The sequence below is a fragment of the Streptomyces coerulescens genome, assembly GCF_042657965.1.
GTDB lineage: Bacteria > Actinomycetota > Actinomycetes > Streptomycetales > Streptomycetaceae > Streptomyces > Streptomyces coerulescens.
Map to the genome: position 1 here is coordinate 93382 of NZ_JBHSKM010000022.1, position 16515 is coordinate 109896.

At 69.7% G+C, this 16515-nt stretch carries 15 protein-coding genes and 1 tRNA gene; 7 read left to right on the forward strand and 9 right to left on the reverse strand.

The genetic code is table 11. The features are described 5' to 3' along the window. Positions 1-145: 145 nt before the first annotated feature. The 3 genes from ACFPQ9_RS27835 (at position 146) to ACFPQ9_RS27845 (ending at position 3621) form a co-directional block, all read left to right on the forward strand. Positions 146-1171, forward strand: a complete 1026-nt coding sequence (locus ACFPQ9_RS27835) for an SGNH/GDSL hydrolase family protein (protein ID WP_380858959.1) — start codon at positions 146-148, stop codon at positions 1169-1171. A 151-nt stretch (positions 1172-1322) separates the two neighbouring features. Then, positions 1323-2543, forward strand: coding sequence for an acetyl-CoA C-acetyltransferase (locus ACFPQ9_RS27840; protein ID WP_380858962.1), 1221 nt, complete (start codon positions 1323-1325; stop codon positions 2541-2543). Between the two features lie 295 nt (positions 2544-2838). Further along, positions 2839-3621 (forward strand): hypothetical protein, encoded by a 783-nt coding sequence (locus tag ACFPQ9_RS27845; RefSeq protein WP_380859472.1) that lies wholly within the window; start codon positions 2839-2841, stop codon positions 3619-3621. Between the two features lie 3 nt (positions 3622-3624). Here ACFPQ9_RS27845 and ACFPQ9_RS27850 read toward each other — a convergent pair whose 3' ends face one another. Next, positions 3625-3936 carry a hypothetical protein gene (locus ACFPQ9_RS27850; protein WP_380858965.1) on the reverse strand — a complete coding sequence of 104 codons (312 nt, stop codon included), beginning with the start codon at positions 3934-3936 and terminating at the stop codon, positions 3625-3627. Between the two features lie 92 nt (positions 3937-4028). Between ACFPQ9_RS27850 and ACFPQ9_RS27855 the strand changes: the two genes are divergently transcribed. Further along, positions 4029-4259, forward strand: coding sequence for a DUF4287 domain-containing protein (locus ACFPQ9_RS27855; protein ID WP_380858968.1), 231 nt, complete (start codon positions 4029-4031; stop codon positions 4257-4259). A gap of 72 nt (positions 4260-4331) precedes the next feature. On the opposite strand, the gene ACFPQ9_RS27860 is transcribed toward ACFPQ9_RS27855, so the two are convergent. From ACFPQ9_RS27860 to ACFPQ9_RS27870, 3 genes are all read right to left on the reverse strand, one after another. Next, positions 4332-5228 carry a Bax inhibitor-1/YccA family protein gene (locus ACFPQ9_RS27860; protein ID WP_380858971.1) on the reverse strand — a complete coding sequence of 299 codons (897 nt, stop codon included), beginning with the start codon at positions 5226-5228 and terminating at the stop codon, positions 4332-4334. A 214-nt stretch (positions 5229-5442) separates the two neighbouring features. Next, positions 5443-6618, reverse strand: a complete 1176-nt coding sequence (locus ACFPQ9_RS27865; RefSeq protein ID WP_380858974.1) for a 4-hydroxybenzoate 3-monooxygenase — start codon at positions 6616-6618, stop codon at positions 5443-5445. A gap of 157 nt (positions 6619-6775) precedes the next feature. Further along, positions 6776-6859 (reverse strand) — tRNA-Leu (locus ACFPQ9_RS27870). A 393-nt stretch (positions 6860-7252) separates the two neighbouring features. Between ACFPQ9_RS27870 and ACFPQ9_RS27875 the strand changes: the two genes are divergently transcribed. Together ACFPQ9_RS27875 and ACFPQ9_RS27880 are read left to right on the forward strand one after the other, a co-directional pair. Beyond that, positions 7253-8023 carry an ABC transporter ATP-binding protein gene (locus ACFPQ9_RS27875; RefSeq protein WP_030950468.1) on the forward strand — a complete coding sequence of 257 codons (771 nt, stop codon included), beginning with the start codon at positions 7253-7255 and terminating at the stop codon, positions 8021-8023. After that, positions 8023-10554 (forward strand): ABC transporter permease, encoded by a 2532-nt coding sequence (locus tag ACFPQ9_RS27880; protein ID WP_380858977.1) that lies wholly within the window; start codon positions 8023-8025, stop codon positions 10552-10554. Before ACFPQ9_RS27875 ends, ACFPQ9_RS27880 begins: the two co-directional genes overlap by 1 nt. 69 nt (positions 10555-10623) lie before the next feature. Here ACFPQ9_RS27880 and ACFPQ9_RS27885 read toward each other — a convergent pair whose 3' ends face one another. Both ACFPQ9_RS27885 and ACFPQ9_RS27890 read right to left on the reverse strand, forming a co-directional pair. Continuing rightward, positions 10624-11928, reverse strand: a complete 1305-nt coding sequence (locus ACFPQ9_RS27885; RefSeq protein WP_380858980.1) for a class I SAM-dependent methyltransferase — start codon at positions 11926-11928, stop codon at positions 10624-10626. A gap of 194 nt (positions 11929-12122) precedes the next feature. Beyond that, positions 12123-13502, reverse strand: coding sequence for an NAD(P)/FAD-dependent oxidoreductase (locus ACFPQ9_RS27890; protein WP_380858983.1), 1380 nt, complete (start codon positions 13500-13502; stop codon positions 12123-12125). Positions 13503-14049: 547 nt separating this feature from the next. Between ACFPQ9_RS27890 and ACFPQ9_RS27895 the strand changes: the two genes are divergently transcribed. Beyond that, a complete protein-coding gene (locus ACFPQ9_RS27895; RefSeq protein WP_380858985.1) occupies positions 14050-14265 on the forward strand; it encodes a hypothetical protein in 216 nt (71 codons plus the stop codon). Between the two features lie 83 nt (positions 14266-14348). Here the strand turns inward: ACFPQ9_RS27895 and ACFPQ9_RS27900 are convergent, their stop codons facing one another. The 3 genes from ACFPQ9_RS27900 to ACFPQ9_RS27910 form a co-directional block, all read right to left on the reverse strand. Beyond that, positions 14349-15314 (reverse strand): Ppx/GppA phosphatase family protein, encoded by a 966-nt coding sequence (locus tag ACFPQ9_RS27900; RefSeq protein ID WP_380858988.1) that lies wholly within the window; start codon positions 15312-15314, stop codon positions 14349-14351. A 133-nt stretch (positions 15315-15447) separates the two neighbouring features. Continuing rightward, complete coding sequence (locus ACFPQ9_RS27905) at positions 15448-15966, reverse strand: DUF501 domain-containing protein (RefSeq protein WP_380858991.1); 519 nt, start codon at positions 15964-15966, stop codon at positions 15448-15450. 25 nt (positions 15967-15991) lie between these two features. Beyond that, a complete protein-coding gene (locus ACFPQ9_RS27910) occupies positions 15992-16465 on the reverse strand; it encodes an FtsB family cell division protein (RefSeq protein WP_380858994.1) in 474 nt (157 codons plus the stop codon). Positions 16466-16515: the final 50 nt, after the last annotated feature.

Here is a 16515-nt window from a genome sequence, read left to right on the forward strand (position 1 = left end):
CGTAGTGGTTCCGCCAGCCTAAGGCCCGGTGGCCTGCACGGGGCCGTCGAAAGTCGTTCACTCGTGGTGGGGATTGGGCCACGGTCCGTGCGGGGCAAGCAGTTGATGTACGGCTGTTCCGGCCAGGAGGAGGTGGCGGCGACGCATGACGAGCATGTCTAGGGCGAGGGTGGCCCGGCGGATCGCGGCGGGCGCCGCATACGGCGGAGGCGGCATCGGTCTGGCCGGCGCGGCGGCCGTGGGTCTCCTGCTCGCCGAGGTGCGGATGGCCAGGCGCCACGTGGGCAACGGCACGAGCAACCATGTGCCGAACGCCGACGGCCGATACGGCCACCTCTACGCGACGCCGGGCGAACAGCCGCTGCGGCTGACCATGCTGGGGGACTCGACGGCCGCGGGCCAGGGCGTGCACCGGGCGGGCCAGACACCGGGCGCACTGCTGGCGTCGGGACTGGCGGCGGTGGCGGAGCGTCCGGTGGTCCTGCGCAACGTGGCCCTGCCGGGTGCGCGCTCGGACGACCTGGACCGTCAGGTGGCCCTGATCCTGGCCGACCCGGCCCTGACACCCGACGTCTGCGTGATCATGATCGGCGCGAACGATGTCACCAACCGGATGCCCGCGACACGCTCGGTCCGCCATCTCTCCTCGGCGGTACGGCGGCTGCGCACGGCCGGTGCGGAGGTGGTGGTCGGCACCTGTCCCGACCTGGGCACGATCGAGCCGGTGCAGCAGCCCTTGCGCTGGCTGGCCCGGCGCGCCTCCCGCCAGCTGGCGGCGGCCCAGACGATCGGCGCCGTCGAGCAGGGCGGCCGCACGGTGTCGCTGGGCGACCTGCTGGGCCCCGAGTTCGAGGCGAACCCGCGCGAGCTCTTCGGCCCCGACAACTACCACCCCTCGGCGGAGGGCTACGCCACCGCGGCGATGGCGGTCCTGCCGACGGTCTGCGCCACACTGGGTCTGTGGCCGGCGGAGGAGGAGCGCCCCGACGTCACCCGCCGCGAGGGCTTCCTGCCGGTGGCCCGGGCGGCTGCCGAGGCCGCCTCGGAGGCGGGCACAGAGGTCACGGCCGCCATGCCGACGGGCCCCAAGGGCCCCTGGGCCCTGCTCAAGCGCCGCCGCCGGCGCCGGGTACCGGAGCCGGACCGGGCACCGGTGACGCCGTCGCAGTAAGGGCACAGGCGCCTCAGGTCCAGTTCAGCGGAGAAAAGCAAGCGCTTATTAAATTGCGGCAAGGGTCACACCGCCACGCCCGTGACCTCGCCGGTACGTACGGGTAACTTCCCCACCAGCCCTGCCCATCCCGTAAGCCCCTGGAGCCGTGATGCCCGAAGCCGTGATCGTCTCGACCGCCCGCTCCCCCATCGGCCGCGCCTTCAAGGGCTCCCTCAAGGACCTGCGCCCGGACGACATCACCGCCACGATCATCCAGGCCGCGCTCGCCAAGGTCCCCGAGCTCGACCCGCGCGACATCGACGACCTGATGCTCGGCTGCGGTCTCCCCGGCGGCGAGCAGGGCAACAACCTCGGCCGTATCGTCGCCGTGCAGATGGGCATGGACCACCTCCCGGGCTGCACCATCACCCGCTACTGCTCCTCGTCGCTCCAGACGAGCCGCATGGCCCTGCACGCCATCAAGGCCGGCGAGGGCGACGTCTTCATCTCGGCGGGCGTCGAGATGGTCTCCCGCTTCGCCAAGGGCAACTCCGACAGCCTCCCGGACACCCACAACCCGTTCTTCGCGGAGGCCGAGGCCCGCACCGCCGAGGTCGCCCAGCAGGAGGGCACGACGTGGCACGACCCGCGTGAGGACGGCCTCGTGCCGGACGCCTACATCGCGATGGGCCAGACCGCCGAGAACCTCGCCCGCTCCAAGGGCGTCACCCGCCAGGACATGGACGAGTTCGGCGTCCGTTCGCAGAACCTCGCCGAGGAGGCCATCAAGAACGGCTTCTGGGAGCGCGAGATCACCCCGGTGACCCTCCCCGACGGCACCGTCGTCAGCAAGGACGACGGCCCCCGCGCCGGCGTCACCATGGAGGCCGTCGGCGGCCTGAAGCCGGTGTTCCGCCCGGACGGACTCGTCACCGCGGGCAACTGCTGCCCGCTCAACGACGGCGCCGCCGCGGTCGTGATCATGTCCGACACCAAGGCCCGCGAGCTGGGCCTCACCCCGCTCGCCCGCATCGTGTCCACCGGCGTCTCCGGCCTGTCCCCCGAGATCATGGGCCTCGGCCCGGTCGAGGCGAGCAACCAGGCCCTGCGCCGCGCCGGCCTCACCATCGACGACATCGACCTGGTCGAGATCAACGAGGCGTTCGCCGCCCAGGTGATCCCCTCCTACCGCGACCTGGGCATCGACCTCGACAAGCTGAACGTCAACGGCGGCGCCATCGCCGTCGGCCACCCCTTCGGCATGACCGGCGCCCGCATCACCGGCACGCTCATCAACTCCCTGCAGTTCCACGACAAGCAGTTCGGCCTGGAGACGATGTGCGTCGGCGGCGGCCAGGGCATGGCGATGGTGATCGAGCGCCTCAGCTGAACCAACGAGGCGGAACCGCTGGGTAGTCGTCGCACGACCCAGCGTGAGCCTTCGGCCCAGAACCCGGGAAACTCCAAGGTTCTGGGCCGTTTTGTGATCCAATCTCCCCCAGGATGTGACCTATCTCCCTTCGCGGAGGGATTCACGCAGGTCAGAACAGTTTCACTACCAAACCCCAGGCCCAAATCCCTGTCCGTTTCGTGACCTTACGCACTGACAGCTGGATAGTCCGCCCTTCAAGCTGATGTAGGAAGTCGGGGGTCGACTTTGAACCGGGAGTACGTCAGTGAGCGCCATGCCGATCGCCTTGCTGCTCACCACGGCCGCCACCGGCGCCGTGGGCGTCGCCGTCCTGCGCACCCTCATGGGGCTGCGCCGGCAGGTCGCGGCCCTGCACACCGAGCTGGCACAGAACAACGCCGCCACGGCCCGCGGCCTCGTCCCGCAGGCCCGCGTCTCCGCCGACGCCGATGAGATACGCGCGGCCGTGGCCGAGGCGCTCGCCGAGGAGCGCGAGCGGGAGCTGGCCGAGGCGCGCGCCTTCTGGGCCGCCCAGGAGGCCCGTGACGCCTCCGACGCGCCCACGCTCCTCGGTCTGTCCGACAGCGAGCTCTTCCTGCCCCGGCAGGCCGACTTCGCGGGCCTGGAGCACCTGGAACCGGTGACCGAGCCGACCGCCGAGCCCGACGAGTTCGCCGGGGAGTCCCCCGAACTGGCCGCGGCCCGCCGCCGTCACCCCTCCCACCCGGACTTCGTCCCGGCCTCGTCGCCGGTGGTGAACGACCATGAGCGCACCGTGTCCACCCTTGAGGACCTGGCCGCCTCCGCCACCGAACTGACCGACGTCCGCCCCGGACCCCTGGGCACCCTCGACGTCTATGTCTTCGCCGACGGCACCACCCTGTGCATGACCCCGGGCCACCGCGAGACGGCGGAGCGCCTGGCGACGGCCCTGCGCGCGGGCGAGACTCCGGTACTGCTGGGCGGTTCGGGAATCTCGGGCGCGTACACGCTGACCTTCGCGTGCGGCGAGGAGAACGTCTACATCCTGGCCGACCGGGTCATAGCGTCCCTCTAGGGCTCACACCCCGGCCCGCTTCTGCGCCTCCTCCACCAGCCGCACCGCTTCCTCGACCTCCCCCTCGTCCGTGAGTACGAGGGCCAAGTCATGGACGGCGACGGTGACTTGGTCGGCCGCCGCGAACATCCCGGCGTCGGGCATCTCCCGGGGCTGCGCCCCCGGCTCCTCCAGCACCTGCGCCCGACGGGCGAACTCCCTGGCCAGCGCCAGCGCCTCCGCGGCGGCGCTTCTTTGCAGCCGGCTCTGCGGTGCCGCCCGCAACCGGTCGGCGAAGTGATCTACGGCTCGGGTCAGACGCGTCGTATCAACCACGCCGTGAGCGTACGCGACTGTTGCCAACGGGCGAACGCTCAGGCACGGTGACCTGAAGGACCGGCTTACATCCCATGCGTCCGGAGGCGCCGATGTCCCAAGTCTTCTCCCAGGAGACCCATCGCAATCTGCTCGCCCGCATCCCCCATTGCACCGGTCGTGAAGTCTCCGACTGGTTGCGCGCTGTCGAAGAAGGCCCGGCTCTCTTCAACTTCGAGGAGAAGGTCAGCTGGCTCCGGCACGAACACAACCTCGCGTACGGCCACGCGAAGGCGATCATCCATGAGTACGACCTGAGGAGGGCCGCGCGCAAACTGCTCTAGGCGCGCACCGGGACAACGCCGAAGGGCCCCGGGTCGCGACCCGGGGCCCTTCGCGTACGACTGTGCGGTGGATCAGTCGCTGCTGTTGAGGATCGAGATGAGCCTCAGGAACTCCATGTAGATCCACACCAGCGTCAGGGTGAGGCCGAAGGCCGCCAGCCAGGCCTCCTCGCGCGGCGCGCCGTAGGCGATGCCGTCCTCGACCTGCTTGAAGTCCAGGGCGAGGAAGCAGGCGCCGAGCAGGATGCCGACGACACCGAAGAGGATGCCGAGCGGGCCGCTGCGGAAGCCGAGGCCGTCACCGCCGCCGAAGACCGCGAACAGCAGGTTGATCGCCATCAGGACGATGAAGCCGAGCGCGGCCGCCATCACGAAGCCGACGAAGCGGCGGTTGACGCGGATCCAGCCCGCCTTGTACGCCACCAGCACCGCGCCGAACACCGCGAGCGTGCCGAGCACGGCCTGCATGGCCGCACCGCTGGCGATGCGGTTGTCGACGACGCTGGAGACCACGCCGAGGAACACGCCCTCGAGCGCGGCGTACGACAGGATCAGCGCCGGCGACGCCTTGCGCTTGAAGGACTGGACGAGCGCCAGGACCATGCCGATCAGACCGGCGCCGATCGCGATGCCGTAGGACCGGCTGATGTTGGCGTCGTCGACCGGCAGCGTCGCCCAGGCGAGCGCGGCCGTGACGATCAGGATGCCGAGCGTGGTGCCGGTGCGCATGAGGACGTCGTCCATCGTCATGCGGCCGGTGGTGGCCGGGGCCTGCGGCGGCGCGCCGTACTGCAGGTCCTGCTGGGCGTAAGGGTTCTGCGCGTACGGGTTGCCGGCCTGCGGCTGGGCGTAAGGGTTGCCCTGCGTGCCGACAGCGGCGCCCCCGGCCTGCGGCGCGGTGTTGAAGCCCGCGTAGCCGTTGTCGCGGCTGAACCCCCGTCGCGAGAAGACCGGGTTGCTGCTCCTCATTTCACTCCTCCATGGCCGCCGTGCGCGGCCTTGGCTCAAGAGTAATAGGTAGGCAAAGGATTGACCCTAGTGCTTGGGGAGGATCTTTCCCTCGTCGTGCTGGCCAACACGCTACGCGGCCGGGTGATTCCCAGCCACGAAGGGGCCCATTCATGACCAACCTGCGACGTGGCCGGAATCAGTCGGAGATCACTCCCCCGGCCTTCACGCCCCGTCACCCGAACGGAAACCCGGTGTACGCCTCCGCGAGATCGGTCTCGGCCGCCCTCGACGCCGCGATCCGCTCCAGGCGCGCCAGCTGGAGCCGGTCCTCGAACGGCGTGGCCTCGGGCGCCCGGTGCAGCAGCGTCGTCATGTCGTAGGAGAACCGCTCGGCCTGCCAGACCCGGCGCAGACAGGTCTCGGAGTAGGCGTCGAGGAGCCCGGCCGAACCGGTGCGCCTCTCGTGCGTCAGCGCCCGCGCGAAGGTGACGACGTCACCGATGGCGAGATTCAGCCCCTTCGCGCCCGTCGGCGGCACGATGTGGGCCGCGTCACCGGCCAGGAAGAGACGGCCGTGCCGCATGGGCTCGTGGACGTAGGAGCGCATCGGCGTGACCGTCTTCTGGGTGATCGGGCCGCGTTCCAGACGCCAGTCGTCGGCCGTTTCGAAGCGGCGCTCCAGCTCCGCCCAGATCTCGTCGTCGCTCCACTCCTCGGCCTCCGTGCCCTCGGGCACCTGGAGGTAGAGGCGGGAGACGGACGGGGAGCGCATGGAGAGCAGGGCGAAGCCGCGGTCGTGGCGGGCATAGACCAGCTCGTCGTGGGAGGGGGCGACATCGGCGAGGACGCCCAGCCAGCCGAAGGGGTACGTCCGCTCGAAGACCCGCACCAGTTCCTCGGGGATCGCCTTGCGGGCCACGCCCCAGAAGCCGTCGCAGCCCACGACGTAGTCGCATTCGAGGACGTCCTCGACACCGTCGCGCCGGAAGCGCACGCGCGGGCGCTCGGTGTCCGCGCCCTCCACCGCCAGCGCCTCCGCCTCGAACAGCAGCGGGCCGCCCTCCTTCAGCTGGAGGGCGATGAGGTCCTTGCAGACCTCGGTCTGGGCGTAGACCATGACCGACCGGCCGCCGGTGAGGGCGGGGAAGTCGACGCGATGGCGTTTGCGGTCGAAGCGCAGCTCGATGCCGTCGTGCGGCAGGCCCTCGCGGTCCAAGCGCTCCCCGGCACCGGCCGCCCGCAGCACGTCCACCGTGCCCTGCTCCAGGATCCCGGCGCGCTGGCGGTGCTCGACGTAGGCCCGGTCGCGGCTCTCCAGGACGACCGAGTCGATGCCGGCGCCCAGGAGCAGCCGCGCGAGGAGGAGGCCGGCGGGGCCCGCTCCGATGATGCCGACGGTGGTGCGCATCGGTCGCTTCCCTTCACTCGGTTCGCTTGTTCGCACTGTGAAAATTCATTCACCATGTACGAAAGCGAGTCTCCGGGCGCATGCATCCGCTGTCAACGGTTGCGCGGGAACTCCTGAACCGGGGTCAACTCTTGAAGGGAGGGAGGGGTGTCGGAAGTGCCCAGAGCCGGACTTGAACCGGCACGCCCGCGAAGGGGCAGCGAGGTTTAAGCTCGCCGTGTCTGCATTCCACCATCTGGGCAGGCCATGGGCTCCGCATCGAGATCCCGAGCCTATCGGGATACCTCCCCCGAACAGCGGACGGGCGGACCGATGTTGTCTTATTTTATTGACGTCTGAGGGTGCATCAGCCCACGGAACACGCCATCCGCACTTGCCAATAGCCTTCCGTGCGGCGTTCGGCGACGCATACGGAATGACGGAATTTCACCGCCCGAACAAGGACGCTCCACCTGTTCCCGACACGAACAGGTGTCAGGGGTCCCCGTCATCCTCAGGTATGACACAGCCGCCTCCGGTCCATCCGCAGTCTGCCTTCGGAACCGGAACAGGGACGGACTACACGGCGCCGCACGGCCGGGACGATGGATACGTCCTTCGAACACACCGCCGTCCCTTCAGGAGCGTTCTTCTCGTGACCACCGCACCCATCGCCGACCGGGCCACGACCGTGGCCGCGCGGGCCACGGATCTGTCGAAGATCTACGGACAGGGCGAGACCCAGGTGGTCGCCCTGGACCGGGTCTCCGTCGACTTCCGGCAGGCCGAGTTCACCGCGATCATGGGCCCCTCCGGCTCCGGCAAGTCCACCCTGATGCACTGTGTGGCCGGACTGGACACCTTCTCCTCAGGGTCGGTGCGCATCGGCGACACCGAGCTCGGCACCCTGAAGGACAAGCAGCTCACCAAGTTGCGCCGGGACAAGATCGGCTTCATCTTCCAGGCGTTCAACCTGCTGCCCACGCTGACCGCGCTGGAGAACATCACCCTCCCGATGGACATCGCGGGCCGCAAGCCGGACCAGCAGTGGGTGGACTCGGTGATCCGGATGATCGGTCTCTCCGACCGGCTCAAGCACCGTCCCGCCCAGCTCTCCGGCGGCCAGCAGCAGCGCGTCGCCGTGGCCCGCGCCCTCGCCTCCCGCCCGGAGATCATCTTCGGTGACGAGCCGACCGGGAACCTCGACTCGCGCTCCGGCGCCGAGGTGCTGGGCTTCCTTCGCAACTCCGTACGGGAGTTGGGGCAGACGGTCGTGATGGTGACCCATGACCCGGTGGCCGCCGCGTACGCGGACCGCGTGGTGTTCCTGGCCGACGGACGGATCGTCGACGAGATGTACCGGCCGACCGCGGACAACGTGCTCGACTTCATGAAGCAGTTCGACGCGAAGGGCCGCACCAGCTGATGTTCCGCACCGCCCTGCGCAACGTTCTCGCGCACAAGGCCCGGCTGCTGATGACCGTGCTCGCCGTCATGCTCGGCGTCGCGTTCGTCTCCGGCACCCTGGTCTTCGCCGACACCCTCTCCAACGCCTTCCGCAACCAGTCGGCGAAGAGCTACGACGACGTCGCCGTCTCGATCACCTCGTACGCCGACCCGGACGACAGCAAGAAGGAGCCCGGTCTCTCCCAGAAGACCCTCGACAAGATCACCGCCGTCGACGGCGTCGCCGGTGCGTACGGCCGCGTCGAGGGCTTCGCCGGGGTCGCCGACCCCGACGGCAAGCTGATCGGCGTCGGCTGGTCCAACAAGGGCTCCAACTTCGCCCCCGGCAAGGACGGCAAGGACTCCGCCTACACCTTCACCGACGGCTCCGGCCCGGTGAAGGACGATCAGATCGCCCTGGACAAGGAGTCCGCGACCAAGGGTGAGTACAAGGTCGGCGACCGGGTGCGCGTCGCGACCAACGGTCCGGTGAAGGAGTACACCCTCAGCGGTGTGTTCACCACCGAGGACGGCGCCGTGAACGCCGGCGGCAGCCTGGTCCTCTTCGACACCGGGGTCGCCCAGAAGCAGTACCTCGAGGCGGGCTACTACGAGAGCGTCACCGTCACCGCCGCCCCCGGCGCGGACGACGCGAAGATCCTGGCCGCGGTCAAGCCGCTGCTGCCGGACACCGCCGAGGCGCAGACCGGCAAGGCGCTCGCGGACGAGCAGGCGAAGCAGATCGAGCAGGGGATGGGGAACCTCAAGCAGGTCCTGCTCGGCTTCGCGGGCATCGCGCTCTTCGTCGGGGTCTTCCTGATCTCCAACACCTTCACGATGCTGGTCGCCCAGCGCACCAAGGAGATCGCCCTGATGCGCGCCGTCGGTGCGTCGCGCAAGCAGATCACCCGCTCGGTGCTCGCCGAGGCCGCGGTGGTGGGCCTGGTCGCCTCGGTGATCGGCTTCGTCCTCGGCATCGGCCTCGCGGTCGGTCTGCGCTCCGGCATGGCCGCGTTCGAGATGAAGATCCCGGACGGCCCGCTGATCCTGTCCGTCACGCCGGTGATCGCCGCGATCGCGGTCGGTGTGCTGATCACGATGTTCGCCGCCTGGCTGCCCGGCCGGCGGGCCGCGAAGATCCCGCCGGTCGCGGCCATGAACAGCGTCCACGCGGCGGCCACCACCAAGTCGCTGGTGCTACGCAACTCCATCGGCACGGCCATCACCGGCCTCGGCGCGGCCGGGATCGTGCTGGGTGCCTCGACCGGTGGCGACGACGGCCGGATGTACATCGGCGGCGGCGCGTTCTTCGCGCTGATCGGCGTGATCATCCTGATCCCGCTGCTGTCCCGGCCCGTGATCGCGCTCGTCCGCCCGCTGCTCGTCGGCCCCTTCGGGGTGGCCGGCAAGCTGGCCGGCCTGAACGCGGTCCGCAACCCCCGCCGCACCGGAGCCACCGCCTCGGCGCTGGCGATCGGGCTGACGCTGGTGACCGGTCTTTCGGTGCTCGGCATCACGGTCGGCACCGCCATCGACAAGATGACCACGGACAACATCAAGGCCGACTACATGGTCTCGATGGCCAACGGCGGCGACCTCGACCAGTCCGCGCTCACCGCGCTGGAGAAGGCCAAGGGCGTCTCCGCGGTCTCGCCCCAGCAGGACGCCTACCTCCAGGCCGACGACGAGTACGTCTCCGCCTCCGCGGTCACCCCGGGCGACATCCAGCGGGTCCTGACCGTCGACGTCGTCAGCGGCAACGTCGACTCGCTCGCCGAGGGCCGGATCGCGGTCGCCGAGAAGACGGCCAAGAGCAAGGGCTGGAAGCCCGGCGACAGCGTCCCCTTCACCTTCGCCGACGAGAAGAAGGCCACGCTGACCGTCGGCGCCGTCTACAAGGACAGCGAGTTCCTCTCGCCGGTCCTGATCGACAAGAAGATCGCCGACCAGCACGAGGCGAAGCCGTACATCCGGCAGATCTTCGTGAAGACGGACGGCGGCCAGTCCGCGGCGAACGAGAAGGTCCTCATCGACGCGCTGGGCGACAACCCCGCGATCACGGTCATGGACCGGCAGGACATCCGCAACGAGTTCGGCGGCGCCATCAACACCCTGCTGAACATCATGTACGGCCTGCTGGCGATGGCCCTGATCATCGCGGTGCTGGGCGTCGTCAACACCCTCGCGATGTCGGTCTTCGAACGACAGCAGGAGATCGGCATGCTGCGGGCGATCGGTCTCGACCGGCGCCGGGTGAAGCGGATGGTCCGCCTCGAGGCCGTCGTCATCTCGGTGTTCGGCGCGGTGGTCGGCATCGGTCTCGGCTCGTTCCTCGGCTGGGCGATCGGCGAGACCTTCGCGGACCAGATCCCGGGCTACCGGCTGGTCCTGCCCTGGGACCGGATCGGGATCTTCCTGGTGCTTGCCGGTCTGGTGGGCGTCCTGGCCGCGCTGTGGCCGGCCCGCAACGCCGCGAAGCTGAACATGCTGAACGCGATCAAGGCCGAGTGACCGAGCCTCGACGCACCGAAGGGCCGGGTTCCCCCACCAGGGGGCCCGGCCCTTCGGCTTGCGCCCCGCTCAACGGCTCTGGGTCTCACTCCACTTGCGGGCGCGCAGCGGCATCCCGGAGTCACCGGACTCGGGGGTGCGCACCGCCAGCACCTGGTTGACGCCGATGCGGTTGCGCTCGAAGGCCAGCGCGGAGGCGGCCATGTACAGGCGCCAGACGCGGGCGCGCCCGATGCTGGTGAGCGTGACCGCCCGCGCCCAGTCGGCCTCCAGATGCGCGACCCAGCGGCGCAGGGTCAGGGCGTAGTGCTCGCGGATCGACTCGACGTCACGCACCTCGAAACCGGCGCGTTCGAGCTGGGCGACGGTGCTGCCGACGGGCTGGAGCTCGCCGTCGGGGAACACATACGCGTCGATGAACTCGTCGACCTCGTACGACGATTCGTCGCGCTGCGGCCGCCGGGCGATCTGGTGGTTCAGCAGCCGCCCGCCGGGCTTCAGCAGCCGGTGCAGCACATCGGCGTACTCCAGGTACCGGTCGGCGCCGACGTGCTCGGCCATGCCGATGGAGGAGATGGCGTCGTAGGGTCCGTCGCCGACGTCCCGGTAGTCCTGGACCCGGATCTCCACCTTGTCGGTGAGCCCCTCGTCGGCGACGCGCTTGCGGGCGTAGGCGGCCTGTTCCTGGGAGAGGGTGATCCCGACGACGCTCACGCCGTACTCGCGGGCGGCGTGCACCGCCATGGAGCCCCAGCCGCAGCCGACGTCGAGCAGGCGCAGGCCGGGCCGCACGCCGAGCTTGCGGCAGACGAGGTCGAGCTTGTCGCGCTGGGCGGTCTCCAGGGTGCTGTCCGGGTCGGGCCAGTAGGCGCAGGAGTACACCATGGACGGGCCGAGGACGATCTCGTAGAAGTCGTTGCCGACGTCGTAGTGGTGGCTGATGGCTCGCTTGTCCGTGCGCTTCGTGTGCAGATGGCCCGGCCTGCGCACCTCCTCGGGCGGCGGCGCGGGCGGCAGCGGCAGTCCGCCGAGTCTCAGGAGCCCGCGGACGGCGGCACGCGCCTCGGGGTCCCGAAGCGTCTGAGCCAGGCTCCGGGCGTCCTCGCCCCGCTCCCACACCAGCCCCGCGAGCAGATCGAGGGCGGTGTAGAGATCCCCCTCGATGTCCAGGTCACCGGCGACCCAGGCGCGGGCGAGGCCGAGCTCACCGGGCTTGAACAACAGCCGCCGTACGGCACGGCGGTTGTGTACGACGAGGATCGGCGCGCCCGGCGGACCCGCCTGCGATCCGTCCCAGGCGCGGATGCGCACCGGGAGCGGAACCCCCAGCAACTGTTCGAGAAGACGCTTGAGCCGCACCGCGGCGTCTGCCATGGCACACACCTCCGTGATTACGGATCCCGGAATGTCCGACACCACGTAAACACTTGCGGGGCCCGTTGGCAGTCCCCCACGCGCGTTACGGCTGGGCAAAATGCATGCAGCGACCACGTACTCTCAACGCCGAAGGACCTCCCGCACCACGGATGGCGGGAGGTCCTTCGGTCGGTCCGGCTGACCGGAAGCGGTCAGGAGGCCTTGGCCTCGGTCTTCTCCTGCTTGGGCGCCGAGGGCACGGGCTTGGCGGCCTCGTAGAACTCCTCGCGGGGAGTCTCCAGGGCGCCGAGGGCGACGACCTCACGCTTGAGGAACATGCCGAGGGTCCAGTCGGCGAAGACGCGGATCTTGCGGTTGAAGGTCGGCATCGCCATGCCGTGGTAGCCACGGTGCATGTACCAGGCGAGACGGCCCTTGAGCTTGATCTTCATCTTGCCCATGACGATCATCGCGACGCCCTTGTGGAGGCCGAGACCGGCCACCGCGCCCTTGTTGGCGTGCGAGTAGTCCTTCTGCGGGAAGCCCCGCATACCGGAGATCACGTTGTCGCCGAGGACCTTGGCCTGCCGCAGCGCGTGCTGGGCGTTCGGCGGGCACCAGGCGTTGGGGTTGCCGGCCTTGCGGCCGACGAGGTCCGGGACCTGGGCGTTGTCGCCGGCGGCCCAGATGTAGTCGGTGCCCGCGACCTGGAGGGTCGGCTCGCAGTCGACGTGACCGCGCGGGCCGAGGGGCAGACCGAAGCGGGCGAGGGCCGGGTTCGGCTTGACGCCGGCCGTCCACACGATCGTGTTGGAGTCGACCTCGAGTCCGTTCTTCAGCACGACGTGGCCGTCGACGCAGGAGTCCATGGAGGTCGAGAGGTAGACCTCGACGCCACGCGCCTCCAGGTGCTCCTTGCCGTACTGGCCGAGCTTGGGGCCGACCTCGGGCAGGATCTTGTCGGCGGCGTCGACGAGGACGAACCGCATGTCCTCGCGGGAGACGCTGGTGTAGTACTTGGCCGCGTCGCGGGCCATGTCCTCGACCTCACCGATGGTCTCGGCACCGGCGAAGCCGCCGCCGATGAAGACGAAGGTGAGCGCCTTGCGGCGGATCTCCTCGTCGGTGGTGGAGTCGGCCTTGTCCAGCTGCTCGAGGACGTGGTTGCGCAGGCCGATGGCCTCCTCGATGCCCTTCATGCCGATGCCCTGCTCGGCGAGGCCGGGGATCGGGAAGGTGCGGGAGACCGCGCCCATCGCGATGACCAGGTAGTCGAAGGGCAGCTCGTACGCCTCGCCGACCAGCGGGGCGATCGTGGCGACCTTGCGGTCCTGATCGATGGTGGTGACCCGGCCGGTGAGAACCTCCGCCTTGGGCAGCACGCGTCGCAGCGGGACGACGACGTGGCGCGGGGAGATGCTGCCGGCGGCGGTTTCGGGAAGGAAGGGCTGGTAGGTCATGTACGACCGAGGGTCGACGACCGTGACGGTCGCCTCGCCGTAGCGCATCTTCTTGAGAATGCGCCGAGCTGCGTACAGGCCTACGTACCCACCGCCTACTACGAGGATCCTGGGACGCTCCGTGGTGCTCATGCCATCGAGTATCCACCTGCCTCAGGGGGGTCGCTCGTGCGCCCCTTCACAAGCTCTCCCATGGCCTGTGCTACCATCCCCGGCCCGCGTGACACAGGTCATGGTGACATCCGGGAACCGGTGTGCCGTACGGCCCGTTGTCAATGCCGCGTGAGCTGCCTCTCTGTCCTCACGGGCCCTCTGTGAGCGGCACGTGCCACGCTTCGCCGGAAGGCTTCCGAAGCTCCCTTACACGAGCCATCTGAACATGTTCAAGGGCCTGTTCACCCCTCGGAAGGGTCAACCGACACCTATACATGCTCCGACAGGGCCGAATTCCTTGTGAAGAACTTCACGAACTTTCTCGAGAAGGCCGCTCCGGGAGGGCTCCAAGGGGCTTGGAAGGCCCCTCGAAAGCGCTCACACGCTAACCGCAGCGCTCACTCGATGGCTACCGGCAGGTAGCAAAACGAGACACGAACCATCCCTCGCCTGCGATCTGAGTCACCGTCACCCATCCAGCCACTCTCCACGCGAAAATGATCAGAAGGGCACATAACGTGCAGCCATGATCACTTCACGGAAGGCCCCCAAGCGGGCCGGCAAGCGAATAGTCTCGGTCGGCGTTGCCCTCGGCATCGCCCTGGCGACGGGCGCGTTCACGGCAGCGTCCGCCTCGGCCATGACACCCGTCCACTCCTCCAAGGCCACGGTCGCGCAGGCGAATCCGAGCCACGGCGATGACGACGGATGCAGCGGCCTCATCGTTCTCCTCTGCAACTGACGCCGGCCCGCTCGGGCTCGCACGACGGCCCCGGTTCCCTCCCTCAGGAAGGGCACCGGGGCCGTTCGGCGTCGAGGTGCGGGTCAGTGGCCCTGCTCGGCGGCCTCCTCGGCGACCTTGAAGGCGATGCCGTCGAGGATGTCGTGCTCGCTGACGACGACCTCACCGGCGCCGGTCCGCTCCATGATCGCCAGCAGCACCAGCGCGCCGGCCGCGATGACGTCGACCCGCCCCGGGTGCATGGAGGGCACGGCCGCGCGCTCGGCGTGGGTGGAGTGCAGCAGCCAGTCGGTGATCTCGCGGACCCGGTCGAGGCCGACCCGGGAGTGGTGGATGCGCGCGGAGTCGTACTCGGGCAGGTCCTGCGCGATCGCGGACACCGTGGTGACCGAACCGGCGAGCCCCACCAGCGTCTTCGCCTCGCGCAGCGGCACCGTCTCCTCGGCGAGGTCGAGGGCGGCCTCGATGTCCGCCCTTATCGCCGCGATCTGCTCGGCGGAGGGCGGGTCGGAGACCGCGCCGTCGCGCACGAGGTGGCGCTCGGTCATCCGCACACAGCCGACGTCCACGGAGCGCGCCGCGCGGACGTGCTCCTCGCCGACGACGAACTCGGTCGAGCCGCCGCCGATGTCCACGACCAGGTAGGGCCGGTGCAGATCCGCCCGCCCCGTCAGCTCCTTCGTCGCGCCGGTGAAGGAGAACTCCGCCTCCTGGTCCCCGGTGACGACCTCGGGCTCGACGCCCAGGATGTCCATGACCCCGCGCACGAACTCGTCCCGGTTCTCGGCGTCCCGCGAGGCGGACGTGGCCACGAAGCGCAGCCGCTCGGCGCCGTGCTCCTTGATGATCGCCGCGTAGTCACGGCACGCGGCGAAGGTACGCTCCAGCGCCTCCGGCGCCAGCCGCCCCGTACGGTCGACCCCCTGGCCGAGACGCACGATGGTCATACGGCGGTCCAGGTCGACGAGTTCGCCGGTGGCAGGGTCGACATCGGCGACGAGAAGCCGGATGGAGTTCGTACCGCAGTCGATGGCGGCGACGCGGGTCATGGGGCACCTTTCAGAGGTACGGAGGCTCATCTCAGCCCGTCCGGCGTTTGAGGACGAGGCCGTTCAGGCCGATGCGGGGGGCCGGGGGCGGCAGCCCCCGGGGACGGGACGGGTAGGGGCGGCGGGGCGGGACTCACTCGGCCGGCACCACGCACGGCCCCTTCATCCACCACTCCGGCAGCATCGCGATCGCCTCGTCTCCCAGCGGATTCACCCCCGGCCCGGCGGCCAGCGAGTGCGCGACCAGCACATGCAGACACTTCACCCGGTCCGGCATACCCCCGGCGCTCGGAAACCCGGTCAGCTCCTCGATCTCGTCGCGCCGCCGGATGTAGTCCTCGTGCGCGGAGCGATACGCAGCGGCCAGCTCCGGGTCGCTCTCCAGCCGCGCCGACATCTCCTTCATCACCCCGTTCGCCTCCAGCGTGCCGATCGCCGACGAGGCCTTCGGGCACGTCAGGTAGTACAGCGTCGGGAAGGGCGTGCCGTCGGGCAGGCGGGGGGCCGTCTCGACCACGTCCGGCTGCCCGCACGGGCACCGGTGTGCGATCGCGCGCAGCCCGCGCGGCGGACGGCCGAGCTGCTGCTTGAAGGCCTCGACGTCCGCGTCGGTGGGCTCGGTGCGCGGGGTGGGCGGCGGGGGCGTTTCCATGCCTGTCTTTCTATCGGTTCGGATCTCACTGGGCGGCGTCGGCCTTGTCGACCCCGTCCCAGATGTTCGCGTACCAGGGGCGGTCGGCCGCGCTCTGGTCGGTCCGCGACTTCTTCGCCGCGTCCGGGTCGACCACGATGAAGCCCGTCTCCCCGGGCATCACATAGTGCAGCCGCTGCCGGATCTGCTGTTCGGCGTACGCGTCGTCCTGCCAGCGCGCCTTGATGTCGCGCAGGTCCTCGACGCGCTGGGCGGCCTCCTCCTTCTCCCGCTGGAGGTCGGCGATCTCGGCGCGCTGCGAGACGTACTGCCTTATCGGGTAGGCCAGCGCCACGACGAGCGAGCAGACCACCAGCGCGAGCAGCGCGGCGCGTCCGGTGAGCCGGGAGCGCCGGGCCTGCCGCTTGGTCTGGGAGCGGTAGACGCGGGCCGCCGTCTGCTCGCCGAGCAACCGGATCCTGGTCGCGGTGGAGAAACGGTCCCGGTCCTTGACGGCCATCGGCTCTCGCCTCCCCTTTCACGTGCATACGTCCCCGCACACGGTACGGG

Coding starts and splice junctions, on each gene's coding strand:
- ACFPQ9_RS27905 (WP_380858991.1), bottom strand. CDS start 15,966: ATGGAAACGCCCCCGCCGCCCACCCCGCGCACCGAGCCCACCGACGCG.
- ACFPQ9_RS27910 (WP_380858994.1), bottom strand. CDS start 16,465: ATGGCCGTCAAGGACCGGGACCGTTTCTCCACCGCGACCAGGATCCGG.
- ACFPQ9_RS27900 (WP_380858988.1), bottom strand. CDS start 15,314: ATGACCCGCGTCGCCGCCATCGACTGCGGTACGAACTCCATCCGGCTT.
- ACFPQ9_RS27865 (WP_380858974.1), bottom strand. CDS start 6,618: ATGCGCACCACCGTCGGCATCATCGGAGCGGGCCCCGCCGGCCTCCTC.
- ACFPQ9_RS27835 (WP_380858959.1), top strand. CDS start 146: ATGACGAGCATGTCTAGGGCGAGGGTGGCCCGGCGGATCGCGGCGGGC.
- ACFPQ9_RS27890 (WP_380858983.1), bottom strand. CDS start 13,502: ATGAGCACCACGGAGCGTCCCAGGATCCTCGTAGTAGGCGGTGGGTAC.
- ACFPQ9_RS27840 (WP_380858962.1), top strand. CDS start 1,323: ATGCCCGAAGCCGTGATCGTCTCGACCGCCCGCTCCCCCATCGGCCGC.
- ACFPQ9_RS27860 (WP_380858971.1), bottom strand. CDS start 5,228: ATGAGGAGCAGCAACCCGGTCTTCTCGCGACGGGGGTTCAGCCGCGAC.
- ACFPQ9_RS27855 (WP_380858968.1), top strand. CDS start 4,029: ATGTCCCAAGTCTTCTCCCAGGAGACCCATCGCAATCTGCTCGCCCGC.
- ACFPQ9_RS27845 (WP_380859472.1), top strand. CDS start 2,839: ATGCCGATCGCCTTGCTGCTCACCACGGCCGCCACCGGCGCCGTGGGC.
- ACFPQ9_RS27895 (WP_380858985.1), top strand. CDS start 14,050: ATGATCACTTCACGGAAGGCCCCCAAGCGGGCCGGCAAGCGAATAGTC.
- ACFPQ9_RS27885 (WP_380858980.1), bottom strand. CDS start 11,928: ATGGCAGACGCCGCGGTGCGGCTCAAGCGTCTTCTCGAACAGTTGCTG.
- ACFPQ9_RS27880 (WP_380858977.1), top strand. CDS start 8,023: ATGTTCCGCACCGCCCTGCGCAACGTTCTCGCGCACAAGGCCCGGCTG.